We start from the raw sequence: 21,733 nt of genomic DNA on the forward strand, positions 1-21,733 counted from the left end.
TTCTTTCCTTATTTTTACAACATGATTTCTCCGCAGGATTTTCAAAAGCTAAAATATGATACTCTTAAGTATTTCTGGGGTTATACCGACTTCAGAGATTCTCAGGAAGAAATTATCAATGCTGTTATCAACGAAAAAGATACCTTGGTTCTGTTACCTACAGGAGCAGGAAAGTCTCTGTGCTATCAATTACCCGCCTTATTGAAAGAAGGAACCTGCCTTGTTGTGTCTCCTTTGCTGGCACTGATGAAAGATCAGGTTAATCAGCTTAAATCACGCGGGATAGAAGCAGAATATCTGTCCTCAGAACTTGATGAATATGATGCAGAAGCAGTTTATGACCGTTGTAAAGAAGGAATTACCAAACTACTCTATGTTTCTCCTGAAAGACTTACCAATAGTCAGTTTATTCAAAACATGGAGGAAATTCAACTATCCTTCATTGCTGTGGATGAAGCTCACTGTATTTCAGAATGGGGTCAGGATTTCAGGCCCAGTTATCAGAATATAAAAGGATTCAGAAGTAATAACCCGGAGATTCCCTGCCTTGCCTTAACTGCAACTGCAACTCCGAAAGTGCTGGAAGAAATTAAAAATAAACTGGAACTGAAAAATCCTTTTGTTTTTCAAAAAAGTTTCAAGAGAGAGAATATTAAAATTTTCACCGATGAAGTATCTGATAAATTCCAACGTGTTTTTGATATTTTAAAATACAGCAATGACTCCGGAATTGTATATGTAAGAACAAGAAAAGAAGCAGAATTGCTGGCAGAATTCCTGAAGAAAAACCAACTGAAAAATGTAGATTATTTTCATGCAGGTCTCACAACCAAGGAAAAAAATGTAAGACAAAACCTTTGGAATAATAGCGACAACCATGTTCTTATTTCTACCAATGCCTTTGGAATGGGTATAGACAAAGACAATGTTCGTTTTGTGATTCACTATTCCCCTGCTGCGTCTCTGGAAAACTATTATCAGGAGATCGGAAGAGCCGGAAGAGATGGAAAAGACAGTTTTGCCTTCATGCTTTGGAACAAACAGGAATTATTGAATTTTGATCAGGTTCTAAAAAATCAGACACCCAACAAAGCTGAGTTTTTGAAGATCATTAGTTACCTCTATTCTATTTTTCAGGTAGCAGAGTTTGAACTTCCGGAAAAAACATTTCAGCTGAATAATCTTGGTATACAGAATTTCACAAAACTGTCGAAAGCAAAGATCAACAATGTACTCAATTTTCTCCACAACCAGGAAATTGTCTACTACAACGATTACAAAAGTCTGTCTTCACTTGAGCTTTTTATCAAAGCTGATGAGCTGGACCAGCTTCCTCAAAAAGATGCCTATTTTATAGAGCTTCTTTTCCGTAATATATCAGGAATTACCACCCACAAAGTAATGTTCAGTGAACAACAGGTAAGCAACAAAATCAATATCAGTGTTCCTTTGATCAAAGAACGGTTGAAAGAACTTCAGCAAAAGAACTATCTTGAATATATCGATGGGGCGTTAGCCAGTATCAAATTCCTGAAACCCCGCGATGAAAGAGCTGTGAACAGCACTTACTGGAAATTATTTGAACATATTCAGAGGAATAAAATCCAAAAATGGGAAGAGATGAAGTTTTACGTAGAAAATAACGACTACTGTAAAATGAAACTTATCCTAGCCTACTTTGGTGAAAAAAATTCCAGAAACTGTGGCCAGTGTTCTGTCTGTGAAAAAAATAAGCAGTCTATCTTTGGAAAAAATATTTCCCAGCAGATCATTAATTTATTAGCTAAAAAGTCGGCTACTATTGAAGAACTGTCTATCCAGCTCAGCTATCATTCCAAAGAAAATATACTGGAGAATCTGATTTTTCTTTTGGATTCAGGAAAGGTAAGAATGTTGAATTTCAGAACGTATGCGCTGAATCATGAGTAATGAGTAATGAGTAATTATTGATAAATATTATGACCCTCAACCTGCCTAAATCTCAAACGCTCACACTCTAAAACTCTCCTACCTTCAAACCCTGATATTTTCCGACTCTCAGATCAAAAACTTATCTTTACAGTATGAAATCATTGAAAGTTGTTTTTTTAGGAACTCCTGAGTTTGCAAAAACCTCTTTGGAGGCCATCCACCAATCCCACCATCAGGTAGTAGGTGTTGTAACTGTAGCTGATAAGGCAAGCGGACGCGGACAGAAAATTCACCAGTCACCGGTAAAAATCTATGCTGAAGAAAATAATATTCCTGTTTTTCAGCCGGAAAAGTTGAGAAACCCTGAATTCCTGGAAGAACTTAGGAAACTGGATGCTGATGTTTTTGTAGTCGTTGCCTTCAGGATGATGCCTAAAGTGCTTTTTGAGATGCCTAAAATGGGAACTTTCAATCTTCATGCTTCACTGCTTCCTGATTACAGAGGTGCTGCACCCATCAATTATGCTGTAATCAACGGAGAAGAAAAGACCGGAGCAACTACTTTCTTTATTAATGAAAAAATTGACGAAGGAAATATTCTTCTTCAGCAGGAAATGGAAATTTTACCGGATGAAAATGCCGGAAGCCTTCATGACCGACTCATGGAAATGGGCTCAGGCCTTGTGGTTAAGACATTGGATGGTCTTGCCGAAAATGCTATTGAAGAGAAACCTCAGCCCCATGTAGAACATCCTAAAAATGCTTATAAAATTTTCAAGGAAGATACGAGGATCAATTGGGAACAGCCTTCAAAAACCATTCATCAGTTTATTCTGGGAATGTCGCCTTATCCTGCAGCTTTCACCACTTTAAAGATTGACAACGAAGAAAAGGGATTAAAAATATTCGGGGGTAAATTTGAACTTTCTGATCACGGAAAACCAGCTGGAAGTCTTGATATTTCTAAGAATGAATTTAAAATCTATACTCAGGACGGAATCTATTATCCGCTGGAGCTTCAGTTGGAAGGTAAAAAAAGAATGTTGGTAAAAGATTTTCTAAATGGTTTCCGAAACTTTGACGGAATTGCATTAGCCTAAAAAATAAGATCATTATACATAAAAAAGTCCCAAAAGTATTTACAGATAGACTTTTGGGACTTTTTAATTTTCAGTCATCAACTTTTACTCACAATTTTCTTCCGGATTCTGCTTATAAACTCAGGTGTCACTCCCAGATAGGCAGCAATCTGAATATTGGTAAGCCGGCTTGCTGTCTGTGGATAATCTTTTAAAAACTCCACATACCGCTCATCTGAAGGCTTGCTTAAATTATCAATAATTCTACGCTGTAATGCTATAATCGACTTTTGAAACTTAAGTCTCATTAATCTTTCAATCTCTGGCATTTCAGTATACAATTTCTCTTTTTCCTTTTGGGGAATAAGAAGAATCTCACTATCCTCCAGCGCCTGAATATTGAGCTTTGAGGGAATACGATTCACAAAACTATCAATATCGGAGATCCACCAGTTTTCAATTCCGAAATACAATATCTGTTCGGCAGCATTATGATGGGTATGAAAAACTTTAAAGCAACCACTCACCACAAATCCTTCAAATTCACAAATCTCTCCTTCTTTTAAAAGGAATTCTTTTCTCTTTATTTTCTGAAGACTAAAGGCACTGCAGTATTTATCCAGCTTTTCGTCTGAAATATCAATATATCCCCGGATGTGTTTTTTTAAAGACTCAGTCATGGTTTAAAAATAAAAAAAGGTTTAGAAAAACCCTAAACCTTATAATTTTGTATTACAAACGGTCATTTATTGTGAAAACAATTCACTATTGACCGTGCATTTTCTATAGCTGTACCATCTCAGTAACCTCCACATCATATCCTCCAACCTGAGGTTTGATATTAGGATTTTGAGTGATTACTTTAAACTTGTTGATTCCTAAATTCTTTAAGATCTGCGTTCCGATTCCATAATCTCTGTAATTGTACGCTAATGTAGGATGCTGCTCCTGACCATCCTGATAGTTCAGGAACTGTTGAAGTTTTCTCAATGTATTTTCAGAGTTGGAAACGTTGTTGATAAAAATAATAGCTCCTTTTCCAGCTTCATTCACCATACCTGTGACCTTTTCCAACAATGGTTTTTCACCGTTGTTCAGTCTGGTCAATACATCAAAATAAGAATCTGAAGACTGTACTCTTACCAAAACAGGCTCATCTACTGTCCAAGCTCCTTTTGTCAATGCAAAGTGGATCTGGTCATTGGAAGTTTCTCTGAAAGCATAAAAATCAAAATCACCGTAGTGCGTTTTTACTTTTTTCTCTTCAAGTCTTTCTACCAGATTTCCTTTTTTAAGCTGATAGTGGATAAGATCTTCAATAGAAACGATCTTCATATCATGTTTTTGAGCAAACGCATGAAGTTCAGGAAGACGTGACATTGTACCATCTTCATTCATGATCTCGCAGATCACACCTCCTTCTTTTAACCCTGCTAAATTCGTAAGATCGATGGCCGCTTCAGTATGTCCGGCTCTTTTCAATACTCCTCCTTTTCTTGCGCGAAGCGGGAAAATGTGGCCAGGTCTCATAAAATCTGTAGGCTTGGATTTTTCATCCATCAATGCTAAAATTGTTTTTGCTCTGTCACTTGCAGAAATTCCGGTAGATGTTCCGTTACCCAGAAGGTCAACTGATACGGTGAAAGCAGTCTCCTTAGGATCGCTGCTTCTGCTTACCATCACTTCAAGTCCAAGCTCATCACATCTTTTTTCAGGAAGCGGCATACAGATCAGCCCTCTTCCGTGAAGAGCCATAAAATTGATAATTTCCGGCGTTGTCAGTTCTGCCGCGCAAAGAAAATCACCTTCATTTTCTCTGTCTTCATCATCTACTACTATGATTATTTTACCATTTCTAAGGTCTTCGATAGCCTCTGGAATAGTATTTAATTTAATATCGGACATTTTTACTTTTTATTTGTGCAAAGATACTCATAAAAATAAGCATCTGCCAATTAATTATGTATGGTTTATTACGCTTTGGATAAAGAGTCTGCAGCCTCTCTGAAAATCTCGTAAGATCTCAATCTTTTCTGATGATCGTAGATATGTGAATTGATCATCAGTTCATCCACCTGGAATCTTTCCTGGAAATCTTTAAGCTTTTCCTGAACTTCAGCCTTATCTCCGATAAAAGTATATCTCAGTTTCTGTAAAACCATAGATTTTTCCATTGGCGACCAGATTTCATCCATATCATCCACGGGTGGAGCAAAAGGTTTTCTGTCGTTTCTTACAATATTGATGAATGCCTGGAATAAAGTGGTGGAAATTTTATGAGCTTCCTCAGAAGTTTCAGCCGCTACCCCATTTACACACGCAATGATATAAGGTTTATCCAGATATTTTGACGGTTCGAAATGTTCTCTGTATATTTTAAAAGCCATTTCCATCTGCTCAGGTGCAAAATGTCCCGCAAATGCATAAGGCAGCCCTAGTTCTGCAGCCAGCCATGCACTGTCTGTACTTGACCCCAGAATATATAGCGGAATATCCAATCCTTCTCCCGGAATGGCACGAACCATCGCCTCTGAATTTTCTTTTGAAAAATATCTTTGAAGTTCGAGGATCTGTCTTGGAAACTGTTCATTGATGATGGCTGGATTCCTTCCCAACGCTTGTGCTGTTAAGCCATCTGTTCCCGGAGCTCTTCCTAATCCAAGGTCAATTCTTCCCGGAAACAGAGATTCCAGAGTACCAAACTGTTCTGCAATGATCAGAGAACTGTGGTTAGGAAGCATAATTCCTCCTGAACCTACTCTTATAGTTTTCGTTCCATTGGCAATGAAACCAATTAAAACAGAAGTTGCAGAGCTTGCAATACTTTCCATATTGTGGTGTTCTGCCAGCCAGAATCTTTTATAATTTAAATTTTCAGCGTGATTAGCTAGTGATAAGCTGTCCTGAAAAGTATCATGAATGCTTTTACCTTGCTTTACCGGGGCAAGATCTAAAACAGAAATTTCAAAATTTTTCATGTTATGATGTTAATTTTTCTTTAATCTGAAAAACAAGGCAAATTTAAAACATAAAAACTGCATTAGTTACTTTTTGTAATTAATAAAAACAATTGATCAGTACAGGGAAAAACTATTGGAATGAAAATTTTGCTTACATCGTTTTACCTATGTGATCTTAAAATTAAATAATCATATTAAAAAACATATTTTAACGAAAATAATTCAACAAAAAGAGACATATTTATTATATTCGTATACCAAATTTTTAAAAACTTTAATATGAACAAAAAAACAAACAGCCTGTTTTATAAGCAGATGTTGACAGGAAAAACTGTCTTTATGAGTTTTCTTATTGCTGCAATATTTTCGTCTTGTAGCAAAAACAATGAAGAAATTACTTCTGAAGCTCAAACCAATGCCTTCAATGCAGACAATGTAAAAAAAGGACAATTGAACGGCCAGGAAATTACCTATGAAAGAAAAAACGGAATGAATTTTTTCCAGGGAGATATTGTTCTTACCGACAAACAATTATCAGAAGGTAATGAAGTTAATAAAGGCGGTGCAAGCTATTCAAGATGGCCGAATGGTAAAATTTATTATACTATTGCTGGCAATATGGGTTCCATCAATGTTAACAAAATCAACTCTGCCATCAGCGAGTACAATAATAAAACGAATACACAGTGGATCTACCGTACCAACCAGGCTAATTATGTGGAATTTATTTTCGGAAGCTCATCAGGATCTGATGGCTGGGCTCATATCGGATATCAGGGTGGAAAACAAACCATTTCTTTGGATCAGTACATTTCTGTAGGTTCAGTGATTCATGAAATGGGGCATACGGTAGGACTTTATCATGAACATACGCGTAAAGACAGAGATCAATATGTAAAGATTCTGTGGAACAATATTCAAAATGGACAATCTTATAATTTCAACATCTATAATTCCGGAACAGATATAGGCCCGTTTAATATTAATTCTGTGATGATGTATTGGCCAACCTCTTATTCTAAAAATGGGTTACCAACAATTACCAGAGCTGATAACAGCAATTTTACTTATAACAGAACCGGATTTACTACCGGAGATATCAATACCATCAATGCGATGTATCCTTAAATTTTTAAGAATCGTCTCTCCATAAAAAAAGAACTCTTATGAGTTCTTTTCTTTTTTATAATTATAATGATTGATTAAAATCCTGATTTCGTTAAATTCAAAATGGCTTGGCAGTGCATTCTTCCACTCGGTTAATGTTTCATGTGGATTTTTATAGAATTCATCTTCAAAAGCCTTAATTTTATCCGAAGTAATGACTCGGGAAATATCCAGCAAGCCTTGTTCGGCAAATTTGGCAAGATGCCCAATAACGGTTTCTTTCACCAGCCCTCTTTCCAAGGCAATTTCTCCGATCGTTTTTCCCTGCTCAAACAGCTGGAAAGTTAAAACCTGTGACGGAACTTTAGCAATTTTCAGATTGATTTCCTTATCATTCTTTTCATCTAAAAGTTTAGTTTCAAGTAAGTGAATATCTTTCAGACTGTTCAGATATTCTTCAATGTCTTCCAGCCAGCTTTTAAATTCTTCGTTATATTGTTTTAAACCTTTCGCTCCTTTTATTTCAGCATAAAATTCTTTCAAAGGATCGAAAATCTTATTTCTGGTTTCTGTAAAAAAGAAATTAACCGCACCTTTTGATTTGCTTTCAATCTCGGACCATTCTTCTTTCTGTTCAATAAAACTATTTACTTTCTGAAAAATAATACGTTCCAGTTTCTCAAAGATTTTTCCAAGATTTACTGCTTCATGTTTTAACTGAAGATAAAGCTGTTTGGTTTTGACGTGGTCTATATTCTTGGTGACAATGGAAAGGTTATTCCACTCCTCCACTTCCTTTAAAAACCATGTACAGTCTAACGTACGCAATACTTTTCTGATGCTGTAATCATATTTTTCCTGATTTAAAATAGCTTCTACATGGTCATTAGCAATCGTATCTGTGTGGAAATGCAAAATTCTGTTATCCTTGAAAATAACTTCAGGGGTAATTTTTGATTTTAAAACAATTCCTTCCAAAGTTCTGCAACGGGATAAAGCTACATAGACCTGACCGGCAGTAAAACTCTTTCCGGCATCAATAATCACTTTATCAAACGTTAATCCCTGACTTTTATGAATCGTAACCGCCCATGCTAATTTGATAGGAAACTGCTCGAAACTTCCCAACACTTCTTCCTGGATATTTTTATCAGTATCAAGAAAATATTTCTTCTGTTCCCAGGTTTCTCTTTTGACAACAATTTCTCTTTCACTTTCATCCAGTACAACACGGATTTCATTTTCATCCAATCCGATGATCTCGCCCAGCTTTCCGTTAAAATATTTCTTCTCACCGGAAATATCATTTCGGATAAACATGATCTGAGCTCCTATTTTCAGTTCTAAAAACTGTTCGTTCGGAAATTGATTTTCTTTAAAATCCCCTACCAGCTTAGCTTCATACACCTGAGGATCAACTTTTATTTCTGCCAGTTTTTCCTGATTGATTTCATCTGCCATTTTGTTGTGAGAACACAGATATACATAGGATTCTTTTCCCATATCAAAGTCAGGATCATACCTTTCATTGAGATGATTAAAGTCTATATTATCCACATCGCCGTCACGGATTGCATTCAGAATTTCCAGAAACTCTTCGTCAGATTGTCTGTATACCTTTGTCAGCTCAATAGTGACGATTGGAATTTCTTTAATGGCATGGCTGTCAAAAAAGAAGGGTGAATTGTAATACATTTTCAGGATATGCTCATCCCTTACCACCGGAGGAAGCTGAAACAAATCCCCGATAAAGAGCATCTGTACCCCTCCAAATCTCTGATTATTCCTTCTTATAAATCTCAAAGAAAAATCCATCATATCCAGAACATCAGCCCTCAACATTGAAACCTCATCAATAATAATGATTTCAACCTCTCTCAGAAGCTTCAGCTTATCTTTACGGTATTTGAAATGAGGCATCAGATCGGCAATATTATTAGCCAAACTGGTATCTATCCTTTCTGTAGTAGGAAGAAAGGTTCTCAACGGCAGCCCAAACATGGAATGGATTGTAACTCCACCTGCATTAATGGCAGCAATTCCCGTGGGAGCCACTACAATATGCTTTTTCTTTGTACGCCTTACAAAATCATTAAGAAATGTCGTCTTTCCTGTTCCGGCTTTCCCGGTTAAAAAAACGCTTCTGTTCGTATATTCTATTAAGTCAAAAAAATGATTATTCATCTTCGTCAAAAATACGGAAATGAATTTGAATTTCTTACCTTGGCATAAGTTTTGAAAATTCTTAAAAAGAAAAAAGTTTATTGTGAAAAAATTATTCTTTAATATCCCGGCAATAGTATTGTGTACTACATTAACTTTAGTTTCGTGTAATACATCAAAGAGTGCCAATACCAATCTTCCTGTTGATATTGCAGACAGACCTGCTGACGAAGACAGTCAGAAATATGAACAGGCACAGCTGGATAGATTAAAAGCTTCTATTGAATCTGAAGTATCAGGAGAAAAATGTACGGATGCCAGCCAATGGGCATTTGCTCCTATGGGATCAAAAGCCTGCGGTGGACCTCAGCAATACATTGCCTACCCTAAGAAAATAGAAGCGACTTTCTTACCAAGGGTGAATGAGTATACGGATAAAGTGAAAGCTTTTAATGAAAAGTATAATATTACGTCTGACTGTATGATGATCGAGCCACCTACATCACTCAAATGTGTCAATGGCAAGATCAGACTTATTACACCGGATAATAATTAACAATAAAGCAAAGGTTCTATATCAAATCGAAAAAGCTCTGTTTCAGAACAGAGCTTTTATATTTATTTTTAAATAGATCAATGGTGAATTTTGCTTCACAAGTGAATGGTGAATTCTGATCGCAAAAATTGACAAGCACAGCGAATTGACTATTCATTATTCACTATTCACTTGACATTCTAAAATTGATGATCCTTCACATTCTCCTTATACCATGATGAATATTTCACATAGTTATCTGCAATTCTGTTCACTTCTCCTTCCAGTAACTGAGCATTGATATCTTTTATTTTTCTTGCAGGAACTCCTCCCCAGACTTCTCCGGATTTAATGTGCGTTCCCTGAGTCACTACAGAACCTGCTCCTACAATGGAGTTTTCTTCTACCAGACAATCATCCATCACAATAGCTCCCATTCCGATCAGTACATTATCTTTAATGGTACATCCATGAACAATCGCGTTATGTCCTATGGAAACATTGTTCCCGATATTCAAAGGATATTTCTGATACGTACAGTGCAGCATTGCATTGTCCTGAACATTCACTTTGTCACCCATTTTGATATAGTGAACATCACCTCTGATCACTGCATTATACCAGACACTGCAGTCTTTTCCCATTGTAACATCGCCAATAATAGTTGCTGTTTCTGCTAAGAAAGTATTCTCTCCGATCTGTGGTGCTTTTCCTAAAAGCTGTTTTATTAGTGCCATAATATTTATTTGAAATGTAAAAATGTGCCCAATTGAAAATTACACTATCTTTTCTGATATCTAACTTCTAAATTACAGTGATAGCAAAAATCTAACTCTCAATTTTCAGCTTCTAACTTCTAATGCGTATTTTTGTATCTCAAATTTAACGAAAAAATGCGTACCGTACTTATAGAACCAACTGAAAACCCAAAAGTGATGAAATTTGTAGCAGATTACAATCTCATCCCGGGGTCTTTAGAACTGGACAGAAATTCAGATATTTCGGAAATTCCTCTGGCACAGGAACTTTTCAATTATCCTTTTGTGGAAAGAGTTTTCATTACCGCTAATTTTGTAGCAGTAGCAAAACAGGATACCATAGAATGGGAACATGTCGCTGAAAGTCTGAAAAATGTAATTGAGGATGAATTACTGGCTAACCCTAGAATTTATCTTCAAAAGAAAAAAGAAATGTATCAGATCTATGCTGAAATGACTCCGAATCCAAATGTAATGAAGTTTGTTTCGAGCAAACTACTGATGGATGGTTTTGTGGAAGTAAAATCGAAAGAAGCGGCTGAAGAAGTTCCTTTAGCACAGGCTATTTTTAAAGAGTTTGATTTTGCAACAGAAGTTTTCATTTCGGACAATTTTGTAGCGGTTACAAGAGATAATTCAGTTGAATGGCACCAGGTAATGATGACTGTTCGTGCACTTATCGCTGAATATCTTCAGAACGGAGGTGAAATTTCAAAAATAGAACCTCAGAAACATGAAAACCCTGTTGAGAAAATTATCAACAGAGATTATACTGAAGATGAGCAGAAAATTTCTGACATTTTAAATGAATATGTAGCTCCTGCTGTAGAAAATGATGGGGGAAAAATTTCTCTGATGGAATACGATCAGGAAAATAAAACGGCAAAAATGCTACTACAGGGTGCATGCTCCGGCTGCCCGAGTTCTACAGCTACTTTGAAAAACGGAATTGAAAATATTTTAAAACAATTCGTTCCGGACTTAGTAGAAAGAGTGGAAGCTGTAAACGGATAAAACTGCCGAAATGCCTCCCGGAAAGAAAATTTTGGTGATTATAGGAAGTGCTTCGGCAAATTCAAGCAATCAGAAACTGCTGGAACAGGTGCTGCAAAATATGGGAACTACAGATTTTCAGATGTATACTGATCTTTCTGTTCTTCCACATTTTGATACGGCATTAACGGATGATCATACTCCGGAAGAAGTTCTGAAAATCAGAGAAGATATTAAAAACGCTTCAGGTGTTATATTTTCCACACCAGAATATATTTTCAGTATCCCGGGCAGATTGAAAAATCTTTTGGAGTGGTGTGTTTCTACAACTGTATTTTCAGAAAAACCAGTTGCTGTGATTACCGCTTCTGCCAGTGGAGAAAGAGGTCACGAAGAGTTATTATTAATTTTAAAAACTCTTGGAGCTGTAACAGATGATAAACATCAGGCATTAATAAAAGGGATAAAAGGTAAATTTGACGGCAATGGCTTACTGGAAAGTAATACCTTTGTCAAATTATCAAAATTAGTAACAGATTTTATAAGTTCTGTTTCATAATTAAAATTTAGAATATTGAATAAGAAAGGAATTTTACTAGTCAACCTCGGATCACCGAGATCAACTTCTGTAAACGACGTAAAGGAATATCTTGATGAATTTCTGATGGATGAAAGGGTGATTGATTACCGTTGGATCTTTCGTGCACTTCTTGTACAGGGAATCATTCTGAAAACAAGACCTGCAAAATCTGCTGAAGCCTATAAAACGGTTTGGACAGATGAAGGTTCTCCGCTGATTGTTATTACTAAACAAATTCAGAAAAAACTTCAGAAAGTGGTAGATGTTCCTGTGGAAATCGGAATGAGATATGCGCAACCAAGCATTGAAGCTGGTATCCAGAAACTGGTTGATCAGGGAGTCACTGAAATTGTTCTTTTTCCATTATATCCTCAATATGCAATGAGTACCACGGAAACCGTGATTGAAAAGGCGGAAGAAGTGAGAAAAAAGAATTTTCCAACTATAAAGATCAATTATATTCAGCCTTTCTACAACAGGGATATTTATATCAACTGCCTTGCAGAAAGTATTAAAGAAAAGCTTCCTGAAAATTTTGATGCCTTGCAGTTTTCTTACCACGGAGTTCCGGAAAGACATATTTATAAGACAGATCCCACCAAGACCTGTAACCTTAACGACTGTTGTTCCAGGGAAGATAATCCAAGTCATCAGTTTTGCTATCGTCATCAATGTTATAAAACGACACAGCTTGTCATTGATAAATTGAATTTACCTAAAGAAAAAACGATTGTTTCATTCCAGTCAAGATTAGGAAAAGACAAGTGGATTGAACCATATACAGACGAAACCCTGGAAACCATTGGTAAAAAGGGAATAAAAAACCTGGCTGTTGTATGTCCGGCATTTGTTTCCGACTGCCTTGAGACCCTGGAAGAGATTTCAGTAGAAGGAAAAGAACAGTTTATGCATGGCGGCGGTGAAAACTTCCATTATATTCCATGTCTGAATGACGAAGATCGATGGATTGAAGTGGTAAAAATACTTTGTGAAGAAAAACTGAATGATTTTTATTTAGTTTAATTCTTTTAGTTAAAAATATACAAAAGGCCGCAAGAATTAACTTGCGGCCTTTTTGTTGAATATATTAAAAAGTTTGGTGCTATTTTTTAATAAGGTTTCCTGCTTTCTCTCCGTTTACCAATACAATATATACTCCCGGAAGAATATTGGAAGGCAATTGGATGTTAAGCTTATTGGCTCCATCAGTCATTTCTACTTTCTCAGAAATTTCTTTCTTACCTGTAAGGCTTACCAGTTCTACAATTCCTTTTCCAGCTTTCCCTTCAAAATTGATGGTAAATCTGTCTGTTGCAGGATTTGGACTTATGGTGTACAGAGCTGTATCTGCGGCTGCCACTTTTCCTGCCGGAGAAGTTCCACCACCTACGCCTACAGCATTCCATGCATTGGTAACCTGGGTTACTTCATTACTGCCTGCTCCATACAGATCTGCTGCTGCCTGAAGAGAATAGGTTCTTGCATTTGCATAGGTAGAAGAAGAAGTAAGATAAGTCGTTAATGTTCTGTAAGCAATTGCTCCGGCTTTATCCAGACCAATTCCTGAAACATTATAGGCAAAACCTTTGTCATTTGTACCAGAACCTCCTGTAACCAGCAGATAATACCAGAAGTTAAGGACACCTGAATTGGTATGAACTCCACAATAATCATTAGACTGGCTTGGTGTAACACAACCGGAAGTGGTAGTAGTTTTCCAGTAGGTTCCCATATAGGTATCCGGCTGGCTATAAGCATTTGGATTCGCCATATTTCTGATCACGTAGTTGAAATCCTCCCCCAGTGTCCAGCTTGCCTGTGTAGGTCTTGCCCAACGCTCAATGGTATTTCCGAAGATATCTGAGAAACCTTCATTCAATGCTCCGGATTCTCTCTGATAAGCAAGATTAGCTGTTTTAGAAGTCAATCCGTGTGTAATCTCATGACCACATACATCTATTGCTGTCAAAGGTTTTCCACCATTTGTTGTTGAACTTCCATCACCATAAGTCATTCTGGAACCATCCCAAAATGCATTGAAATAGTTTGTAGAATAGTGAACATAAGATTTAATAGCAAAATTATTATTATCAATACTCTTACGTCCATATTTTGTATAGAAATAATCCACTGTCATTTCTGCTCCCCAATGCGCATCGGTAGCATATTGGTCTTTATTGGTGTTCACATTATTCCAGTTATTATCTGTATCTGTGAAGTCTACTGCAGAAGCATAGCTGGTTCCTTTTTTCAGGTTGTACGTTTCTACTGAAGTTCCTGCATTTCTTCCGGTTTCTCTTAAGCGATAGCTTCCGTTATAAGAATCTGTGGTGATGCTACGTGTTCCGCTATATCCGGTAACTGCTGTTCCCGGGGTATTTACTTCATGAATGATTGCATCTACTCCTAATACTTTTCCATTTTTAGCATCTACAAAAACATATTGTCTGCTTAATGGCTTCTCCGCATAGATATCAAATTTATATGCCAGCCTTAAATCATTCAGCTTATCATCATCAGGATCTGAATAATATACTAATTCACCTTTAGGAGCATAGCTTGCATTGGGATCGCCTGTTTCTTTTTTAAGAAAATCTTCCTCTTCTTTATTTTTCCATTTATAGGCGTCAGCACCTACGAAGGATAAAGCACTCTGCAATGCTGCATTTTCAGCAAGACCGGCACTTTTGTCAAGCCCTTTCGGAACTTTAACAACCCATTTTCCGGACTGTCCTACAATTTTACCGTCTTTTGTCTGAACAGCCATCATTCCGTATTCTACAGGAATATCATTAACGGTCTGTTGAAATCTTTGAGTTTCAAAACCCAATGCATCTTTTTCCAGCCCCAGTTTGCGAGCTTGTCCCGGAGAAAGTCTCTGAGAAGCTTCGTCAAATAAAACAGGAGTTCCCTGATACGCAGGTGCATTTTTTTCAAATCTCATAAATTCAGCATGTAGTCCGCTTTTACCCGGAACTAATTTCGATGGAGTGTTTTGTCCAAACACAAAAGAGCAGGCAGCAACGCTTGCCACTAAGATAAATTTAGTTTTCATATTAATATTGGTTGATTGTGGTAACGAATTTATAAACTTTTCACAATAAAACAACAAAAACAATGAGTAAAATTCAATTGATATTATAAATCAATAAATAAAACACAATAATGATTTTAAAAAAAAGAAAATTATTTAAATATAATTTTTCCACAATGTTAATTTCATGTTAAAAAAATTAATTAAAATCAAAATTTTGTGAATTAATATTTTTCACTATGCAGTGCATTATATTATAAGAAAATTAGTCATAATATGAGATTTGAGAGAGTAATTCTTTCAATAAGGACAAAAAAATAGGACTATCTTAAGAGACAGCCCTATTTTTTATGTATATTTTAAATTATAATTACTTAACGTTTATTCGCAATGGGTGTTCTGAATTCTCCATATCCCATTAACCCATCATAATTTCTTCCAAATGGTGCATAATAAAGAAACGCCTGATAAAGATTTTCTGTCTGCCAGAAGTTACCGTTTACTTCTCCAAAATTCAAACCGTTTCCATCTTTTGTTACCAAAACATAGTTATAAAAACCTTGTTTAAGGAATATTTTTGCCACATATTGTTTGGTAGAAGCATTATACTGCATTTGATTTTCCTTACTGGGTTTAAAATTATTAAATCCTCCCAACACATAAATTTCTTTATCCACAGGATCGGAATCCAGGTAGAAATGTACCCAAGAATAATCCGCTTCTCTTTCTGCATCTCTCTCTCTTCCTAAGTCGTTCCTTCTGTAATACCATGCTCCATTGACATCGGGTTGGTACTGATAGTTTAAAGGAAATGCCCATACCGGATGCAGATACGTCTGGTTGACATCATCTTTTATTTCGGTAGCACGCACCATATCCGCGGCCATATTCATATTTTTATTATCAAAATAATAAAACTCATTATCTCCCGGGAACGTAAGATTCATCTGCTGGAACAAAACCTGATTTCCTAAAACACTGCTCGGTTTAAGATTGGATATCACCATATTCGGGTTGTTATTCTGCATCACATTCATGGTAATTGAATTAACATTGGAAGAAATATCTCCGCCTTTCGGCGAAACATTCACTTCTACCCTCTGATTAAGATTTGGATTTTTTGCGTCTGCAAATCTTGAAATATTTAAGCCCACGGATGTTACATCTTCCACAAGATAAAATCGTTTTTTGAACAGAGGCTGGTCTGCCGAATCTTTGTAGACAATCAGTTCATAATTCCCGGAGACTTTCAGTTGGATTTTATCATTCGGGAAAACAAGTTTATAGTGGGTATACGCCTGTAACGTATTGAAAGAATATTGAAACTGATCCAGCAGTGCATTCATACTTCCGGTAGCAAATTCTGTAAAAAACAGATTATCTTCATTCCAGTTTCTGTCATAATGTTTGAATGTGTATCTATAGATCTGACTGCCATTCGTAAGATCATCAAAGCCCAGAACCAGTTGTTCGCCTATCTTAATGACCGGAGTCTCATCATTGGTCTGAGGATTGAACAGCTGAATACTTTGGATATTTTGTCCCAAAACCAGTCCGCCCAAAGAAAGTAAGAGTATTCGCAAAGTTTTCATTATGACGAAGATAACGAAAAATAGCCATTTTCTTAATAATATCGTATTTTTGAATAAAAAATATTCAGATATGCTTCAGATTCAAGGTTTCGTATTCAACTTTGCGAGCGAAAATACTTATATCCTTTATAACAAAAATAAAAATGCCTGGTTAATTGATCCGGGAAATATGAATGCTCAGGAAACTCAGGCTATTGATAACTTCATTACTGAAAAAGGACTGAAGATTCGGAAAATACTCCTGACCCATGCTCATATTGATCATGTATTGGGACTTCAATGGGCTTTTGATAAATTTAAGGTACCTGTGAATATGCATCAGGAAGACCAGGAAGTACTGGATATGCTTCAGGCAAGCGGGATGAGATTCGGAATGCAGATCAATCCTGTAAAAGTGAATGTAGAATATATAAAGGAAGGTGATGAACTTGATCTGGATGGAGAAAAATTCAAAATATATCATGTTCCGGGACATTCTCCAGGAAGTGTTGTTTATCATAATGAAAATCAGAAATTCATGATTTCCGGTGATGTTCTTTTTGAAGGAAGTATAGGAAGAACAGATCTGTATAAAGGAAATTATGATCAGCTGATTGAAGGAATTAAATCAAAACTTTTCATTCTGGATAATGATACCCAGGTTTTCTCAGGACATGGAAATCCTACATCGATTGGTTTTGAGAAACAGTATAATCCGTTTTTAAAGTAAAAAGGTTTGAGGGATTGAATTGTACCAACGCCTGAAATCAAAACTTAAGTCTGATACTTATATAAAAATCATTTTGTCCGATTAAATTTAAACATAATTAACAGGTCGCTCTACGGAGCTATAATTTTAAAACAAATCCGTGCATTAACAGTTAGCTTCTATTGGAGCTGTATTTGATCCCATCGGGATCAACTGTTAGTAGAAAAAATGAGGCACCGGTAAAATAGAGCTCCGCAGGAGCGACCTGTTAATCTATGACGTAAATATTGTTTTCAATATATCTATCCTCTTTATCAGACAGTACTAGTAATAAAAACAAAACCGTCAGAAATTCTGACGGTTTTGTTTTTATTAAGAAATAGAGTCTAGAAATCCAGTGTGATTGATGCTCTGGCAGCAGCTCCCATGATAGGTCTGGCCATGATGATTCCGTCTCCATTCGGTGATCCGGCTCTTGGGTCTCCTTCTGTAATACCAATAGTGTTAAAGATATTGGTACCATCGACTGCAAAACGTATTCTTCCTAACTGGTAAGACATTCCCGCTCCAAATTCTGTAAAAGAAGGTAGGGTCTGTACATTTTTCTCATCCTGGAAACGTTTTCCATAATAATTCATACTTACATAGGCTCTCCATGACTTGGTAATGTTCACCGCCGGTGAGATATTAAAATAAAACTTTGGCATTCTTCTTACCACATTTCCTTCAAGTACACTTCCGGCTTCAAGGTTTTTATATTTCGGGCTTTGAACGGTTCCATTGAATGCAACTTCTAAAATATTATTGAATAAACGGGCATATCCTTCAAATTCAACTCCATAGTTTTGTGTATTCGCAAAAGTATTTTCAGATTTTCCATCAGAGAAGATATCTGTAAATGAAAGATTATTCAAGGTAGAATAGAATGGAATCACCGCTATGTCAAAGGTACGCGAGTAATATTTATATCCTACTTCTAACTGATTGGTGGTTACTGATTTTAAAGGTTTATCAGGGTTTGGAGTGGAGAAATAGTTGTAATAAGCTTCTTCATTCGGAGATCTGAAACCGTTGGAGAAACGAGCATACACCGCATTCTCTCTGTTGATTTTATAATTGGCAGCTAATGTAAAGGAAACTTTATCCACATTAAAGTTCCAATAGGTGTATTTATTTCCCAATACACTCATATTATCATCAGCCGTCGTCGTGTTGAAACCATGAGTTCCATCAGTTGTTAATCCAGAATTATTTAAATTAGAAGTGGTGGTATTGGCAAAATTTCCTTTATAATAATCATGGCTGTAACGAAGGCCTCCATTTACACTTAAAGCATCGGTAATGTTATAGTCTAAGTTTACATAAAGATCATTCAAACTTCCCTGAGTCTGAGTTCTTCTTTGTAAAAATGTCATATCCATAACACCATTGTAGGTTTTAGAATATCCATCATCAGACGGGCTCATAGACGGGTTTACCAGATTTAAAAGTTCAGGTCTATCTGTAGCAGTTGCCAGAACATTACTCCAGTTCCAGTATTGCTGAGATTTCCAGTTGGATTTATAAAAACCAGCCGTAACATTTCCTTTGTCAAATTTATAACTGAATTGTAAATCATTCACAAAATTATTCATCTGTTTGTCGATTGCCCAGAATCCTAATTTTTGTACATACTCAGGATTAACAACAGCTCCGTTGCTTACGAGAGAATACTGATAATTGCTCATTCCAAGCCCACCATCTTTCACGGCATCAGTAGCATATTTAGAAGCTAGCTTTGGACCTCCTGCCGGAAAAATCCCCGTATAATTCATATTGATATTGGTGTATCTCGTTTTGTTTAAAACACTGAAATTATTTCCAAGATCATATTTAAACTCTGCACCCAATACATCAACTTTCGGATGGATTCCATCTTCAAGATTTCTGTTGAAAAATCCACCTCCGGCCTGTGGAATATTCAGCTGGCTGATGGCTCTGTAACTATATGTTCCGTAATTAGGATCAAATCCCTGGAATCCTTTCAGTTTATTTCCGTTCTGGATTAAAGGAATCGGAAGGAAGAATGTATTTCTGTCATCCAGTTTTTTGTAATATACTTTTACATAGCCTTTATCAAACACATATTTCAGATTCATTCTGATTTGCCCCCCATTATTGGCTTTGAAACCCGTTTTTCTGATTCCGTCATCTGTTCTGTAAAAACCACCGACATTAAAAAACAATTTATCCTGAACCAAAGCGCCTCCTACATTCACATCGGTACGCATCAATCCGTAGGTACTGGTTTCAAGTTTCGCCGTACCTCTGAAATCATTGGTTCCTTCTCTGGTAATAAAGTTGATCAGACCTCCAGGTGAATTGGTTGCAAAAATAGAACCTGACCCTCCTCTCAACGCTTCCATACGGTTGACAGAATTGTCTACACGGAAAAAGTTGTCAGCATTGGCAAACTGAAGTGCTCCGTCTTCGAAAACCGGAAGACCGTCTTCCTGTACCTGTACAAATTCATAAGCTCCTGCAGAAGGAATTCCTCTTGCGAAAAGGTTGTTTCCTACTTCCCCACCTGAAGTTTCCACCGCAAATCCCGGAACTCTTTGCAATAAAGCAGCAGCACTGATCGGGTTCTGTTTCTGAATTTCTTTGGAGCTAAATGTGGAAATTGCTGTACTGGATTCTATTTTTTTCTTTGGATTTGAGTTTCCTGTAATGACAATCTGATCGATGGAAGAAACTTTTGCAGAATCCTGCGGTGTTTCCTGGGCATAAGCATTATTAAAGTATAACGTAGCTGTTGCGGCGATTAAAAAGATCGATTTTTTTTTCATAGCCTTATTTTTTATTGTTAGTTTCAGTTTTGTTGTAATTGTAAATACACTCCATTGGTCCAACCGAATCCGTCCTGATTAGGGTATTCCCCTCCGCCTGCTATTGTTTCTGTGTCTAATGCATTGTATTTTTCCATCAGCTTTCCGGTGTTTTTGTAGACCCTTTCTACATTGGAACACCAGTTGTTTTTAATTTTTTCTGCCAGCTCATCAAAGCCGTAATTTTTCATTGCTTTAAATCCTAACCATTGATAAGGAGCCCACGCATTGGGAAGATCCCACTGCTGACCCGAGTTTTTAGTTGTAGTAACAAGACCACCCTGGTAAAGAAACTTTTCAGCAACAGCTTTAGCAACTGCCTCAGCCTGCTCCTGATCTGCAATTTCAAGGAATAAAGGGTAAAGAGCAGCAATATGTTCAGACGGTGTTTTTGTGTTTTTTTTAGTGTGATAATCTTTATAATTGTTAGTATTTCCATCCCAGAAATAGTTATTGATCATCTGTCTTCGGCTTGCTGCTCTTTCTGAAAAATAATTTTCTTTTTCACTCAGATTCTGAAGTGCTGAAGATTTCGCCAAAGTCATTTCCAAATGCCACAAAAGACAGTTCAAATCAACCTGGGCAAGATTCAGCGTTTCTATTGTCTGTATATTTTCTCCGTCTGCAAACCATCGGCTGGAAAAATCCCAACCCGATTCACAGGCGCTTCTTATATTTCTGTAAAATTCATCACCTGAAGCTTTCTCATGATCTTCAATATCGATCAGATAACTTTCGGGCCTTGGTGTATTTTCTGCATCGTAATAACGGTTCAGGATATCTCCCTCTGTTGTTTTTACCACTCTTTTTACACTGGACCCGTTTTCAAGTCCTTCTTCCCCATTCATCCAGAAAGCATATTCTTTCTCCAGTGTTTCGTGGTATTTCACATAAATCACCTTGTCTCCTGTCGTTTCGAAAAGAAGATCCAGCATTAATGAAAAGTAAGGAGGCTGCGATCTGCTCAGGAAGTGAGTTCTGCTTGCATTCGGAACAAATCCTATATTTTGGATCAGATAAGAACAGTTTTCAATAATGTTTTCCATCATTTCTACTCTTCCCGAAACCTGTAATCCTAGCATGATAAAATAACTGTCCCAATAGAAAAACTCATTAAAACGACCACCAGGAACGATATAAGGCTTTGGCAATTTTAAAAGGGTCCCTTTTTCTTCATATGCTGTACGGGTGAGTTCATCCCACAACTTTTCGATATGTTCACCAATAGGGAGCTGATCTTGTCTCTGAACAGAAACTCTTGCTCCTAAAAAGTCAAAATGAGTCATCACAAAATCTTTCAGATCAAAACCTTCCGTATTTTTGGATTGTTCATAATCCTCATTGATCTTTGCAATGGGAAAAAGAGGAACTGCATCCGTCATCATTTTCTGATCCTCAAAAATTTCAGATCTCTGTACATTATCAAACAGACTTTGAATTTCGTTTATATAAAGCTGATTACTCAT

Annotated in this window: 17 protein-coding genes; 8 read left to right on the forward strand and 9 right to left on the reverse strand. The window is 36.6% G+C overall.

Annotation, left to right across the window (positions count from 1 at the left end; genetic code table 11):
- The first annotated feature begins 21 nt into the window (after positions 1-21).
- Both RHP76_RS10535 and fmt read left to right on the forward strand, forming a co-directional pair.
- On the forward strand, positions 22-1,929 hold the full coding sequence (locus RHP76_RS10535) for a RecQ family ATP-dependent DNA helicase (RefSeq protein WP_311230136.1): 1,908 nt from the start codon (positions 22-24) through the stop codon (positions 1,927-1,929).
- A gap of 134 nt (positions 1,930-2,063) precedes the next feature.
- Positions 2,064-3,011: a methionyl-tRNA formyltransferase gene (gene fmt / locus RHP76_RS10540; RefSeq protein WP_123279199.1), complete on the forward strand. Its 948-nt coding sequence runs from the start codon at positions 2,064-2,066 to the stop codon at positions 3,009-3,011.
- A gap of 77 nt (positions 3,012-3,088) precedes the next feature.
- On the opposite strand, the gene RHP76_RS10545 is transcribed toward fmt, so the two are convergent.
- The 3 genes from RHP76_RS10545 to RHP76_RS10555 all read right to left on the reverse strand — a co-directional run bounded on the left by RHP76_RS10545 (position 3,089) and on the right by RHP76_RS10555 (position 5,968).
- On the reverse strand, positions 3,089-3,670 hold the full coding sequence (locus RHP76_RS10545) for a Crp/Fnr family transcriptional regulator (protein ID WP_277695487.1): 582 nt from the start codon (positions 3,668-3,670) through the stop codon (positions 3,089-3,091).
- Between the two features lie 103 nt (positions 3,671-3,773).
- Entirely contained in the window at positions 3,774-4,895 is a 1,122-nt protein-coding gene (gene ribB / locus RHP76_RS10550; RefSeq protein ID WP_120232913.1) for a 3,4-dihydroxy-2-butanone-4-phosphate synthase, read from the reverse strand.
- 68 nt (positions 4,896-4,963) lie between these two features.
- Positions 4,964-5,968, reverse strand: coding sequence for an LLM class flavin-dependent oxidoreductase (locus tag RHP76_RS10555; RefSeq protein ID WP_062676211.1), 1,005 nt, complete (start codon positions 5,966-5,968; stop codon positions 4,964-4,966).
- A gap of 261 nt (positions 5,969-6,229) precedes the next feature.
- On the opposite strand from RHP76_RS10555, the gene RHP76_RS10560 reads away from it, so the two are divergent.
- Positions 6,230-7,078 (forward strand): M12 family metallopeptidase, encoded by an 849-nt coding sequence (locus RHP76_RS10560; protein ID WP_120232911.1) that lies wholly within the window; start codon positions 6,230-6,232, stop codon positions 7,076-7,078.
- 36 nt (positions 7,079-7,114) lie between these two features.
- Here the strand turns inward: RHP76_RS10560 and RHP76_RS10565 are convergent, their stop codons facing one another.
- On the reverse strand, positions 7,115-9,241 hold the full coding sequence (locus RHP76_RS10565; RefSeq protein WP_311230137.1) for a helix-turn-helix domain-containing protein: 2,127 nt from the start codon (positions 9,239-9,241) through the stop codon (positions 7,115-7,117).
- 82 nt (positions 9,242-9,323) lie between these two features.
- Here RHP76_RS10565 and RHP76_RS10570 point away from each other — a divergent pair, with 82 nt between their 5' ends.
- Positions 9,324-9,776: a hypothetical protein gene (locus RHP76_RS10570; RefSeq protein ID WP_311230138.1), complete on the forward strand. Its 453-nt coding sequence runs from the start codon at positions 9,324-9,326 to the stop codon at positions 9,774-9,776.
- A 179-nt stretch (positions 9,777-9,955) separates the two neighbouring features.
- On the opposite strand, the gene RHP76_RS10575 is transcribed toward RHP76_RS10570, so the two are convergent.
- Complete coding sequence (locus tag RHP76_RS10575) at positions 9,956-10,492, reverse strand: gamma carbonic anhydrase family protein (protein WP_034694954.1); 537 nt, start codon at positions 10,490-10,492, stop codon at positions 9,956-9,958.
- A 156-nt stretch (positions 10,493-10,648) separates the two neighbouring features.
- Between RHP76_RS10575 and RHP76_RS10580 the strand changes: the two genes are divergently transcribed.
- Genes RHP76_RS10580 through hemH form a run of 3 tightly spaced genes read left to right on the forward strand, consistent with a single transcriptional unit; the run spans position 10,649 to position 13,109 of the window.
- Positions 10,649-11,527, forward strand: coding sequence for a NifU family protein (locus tag RHP76_RS10580; protein ID WP_062676215.1), 879 nt, complete (start codon positions 10,649-10,651; stop codon positions 11,525-11,527).
- A 10-nt stretch (positions 11,528-11,537) separates the two neighbouring features.
- Positions 11,538-12,065: an NADPH-dependent FMN reductase gene (locus RHP76_RS10585; RefSeq protein WP_311230139.1), complete on the forward strand. Its 528-nt coding sequence runs from the start codon at positions 11,538-11,540 to the stop codon at positions 12,063-12,065.
- A gap of 15 nt (positions 12,066-12,080) precedes the next feature.
- Positions 12,081-13,109, forward strand: a complete 1,029-nt coding sequence (hemH, locus tag RHP76_RS10590; protein WP_062676217.1) for a ferrochelatase — start codon at positions 12,081-12,083, stop codon at positions 13,107-13,109.
- Positions 13,110-13,188: 79 nt separating this feature from the next.
- On the opposite strand, the gene RHP76_RS10595 is transcribed toward hemH, so the two are convergent.
- Positions 13,189-15,141: a M4 family metallopeptidase gene (locus RHP76_RS10595; RefSeq protein ID WP_123279192.1), complete on the reverse strand. Its 1,953-nt coding sequence runs from the start codon at positions 15,139-15,141 to the stop codon at positions 13,189-13,191.
- Positions 15,142-15,494: 353 nt separating this feature from the next.
- Positions 15,495-16,712, reverse strand: coding sequence for a type IX secretion system plug protein (locus RHP76_RS10600; protein WP_311230140.1), 1,218 nt, complete (start codon positions 16,710-16,712; stop codon positions 15,495-15,497).
- A 70-nt stretch (positions 16,713-16,782) separates the two neighbouring features.
- Here RHP76_RS10600 and RHP76_RS10605 point away from each other — a divergent pair, with 70 nt between their 5' ends.
- Positions 16,783-17,421, forward strand: coding sequence for an MBL fold metallo-hydrolase (locus RHP76_RS10605; RefSeq protein ID WP_311230141.1), 639 nt, complete (start codon positions 16,783-16,785; stop codon positions 17,419-17,421).
- 365 nt (positions 17,422-17,786) lie between these two features.
- Here RHP76_RS10605 and RHP76_RS10610 read toward each other — a convergent pair whose 3' ends face one another.
- On the reverse strand, positions 17,787-20,228 hold the full coding sequence (locus tag RHP76_RS10610) for a TonB-dependent receptor (protein WP_280213869.1): 2,442 nt from the start codon (positions 20,226-20,228) through the stop codon (positions 17,787-17,789).
- 23 nt (positions 20,229-20,251) lie between these two features.
- Positions 20,252-21,733 (reverse strand): trehalase family glycosidase, encoded by a 1,482-nt coding sequence (locus RHP76_RS10615; RefSeq protein ID WP_311230142.1) that lies wholly within the window; start codon positions 21,731-21,733, stop codon positions 20,252-20,254.

This window comes from Chryseobacterium sp. SG20098 (assembly GCF_031844745.1).
Classification (GTDB): Bacteria; Bacteroidota; Bacteroidia; order Flavobacteriales; family Weeksellaceae; genus Chryseobacterium; species Chryseobacterium cucumeris.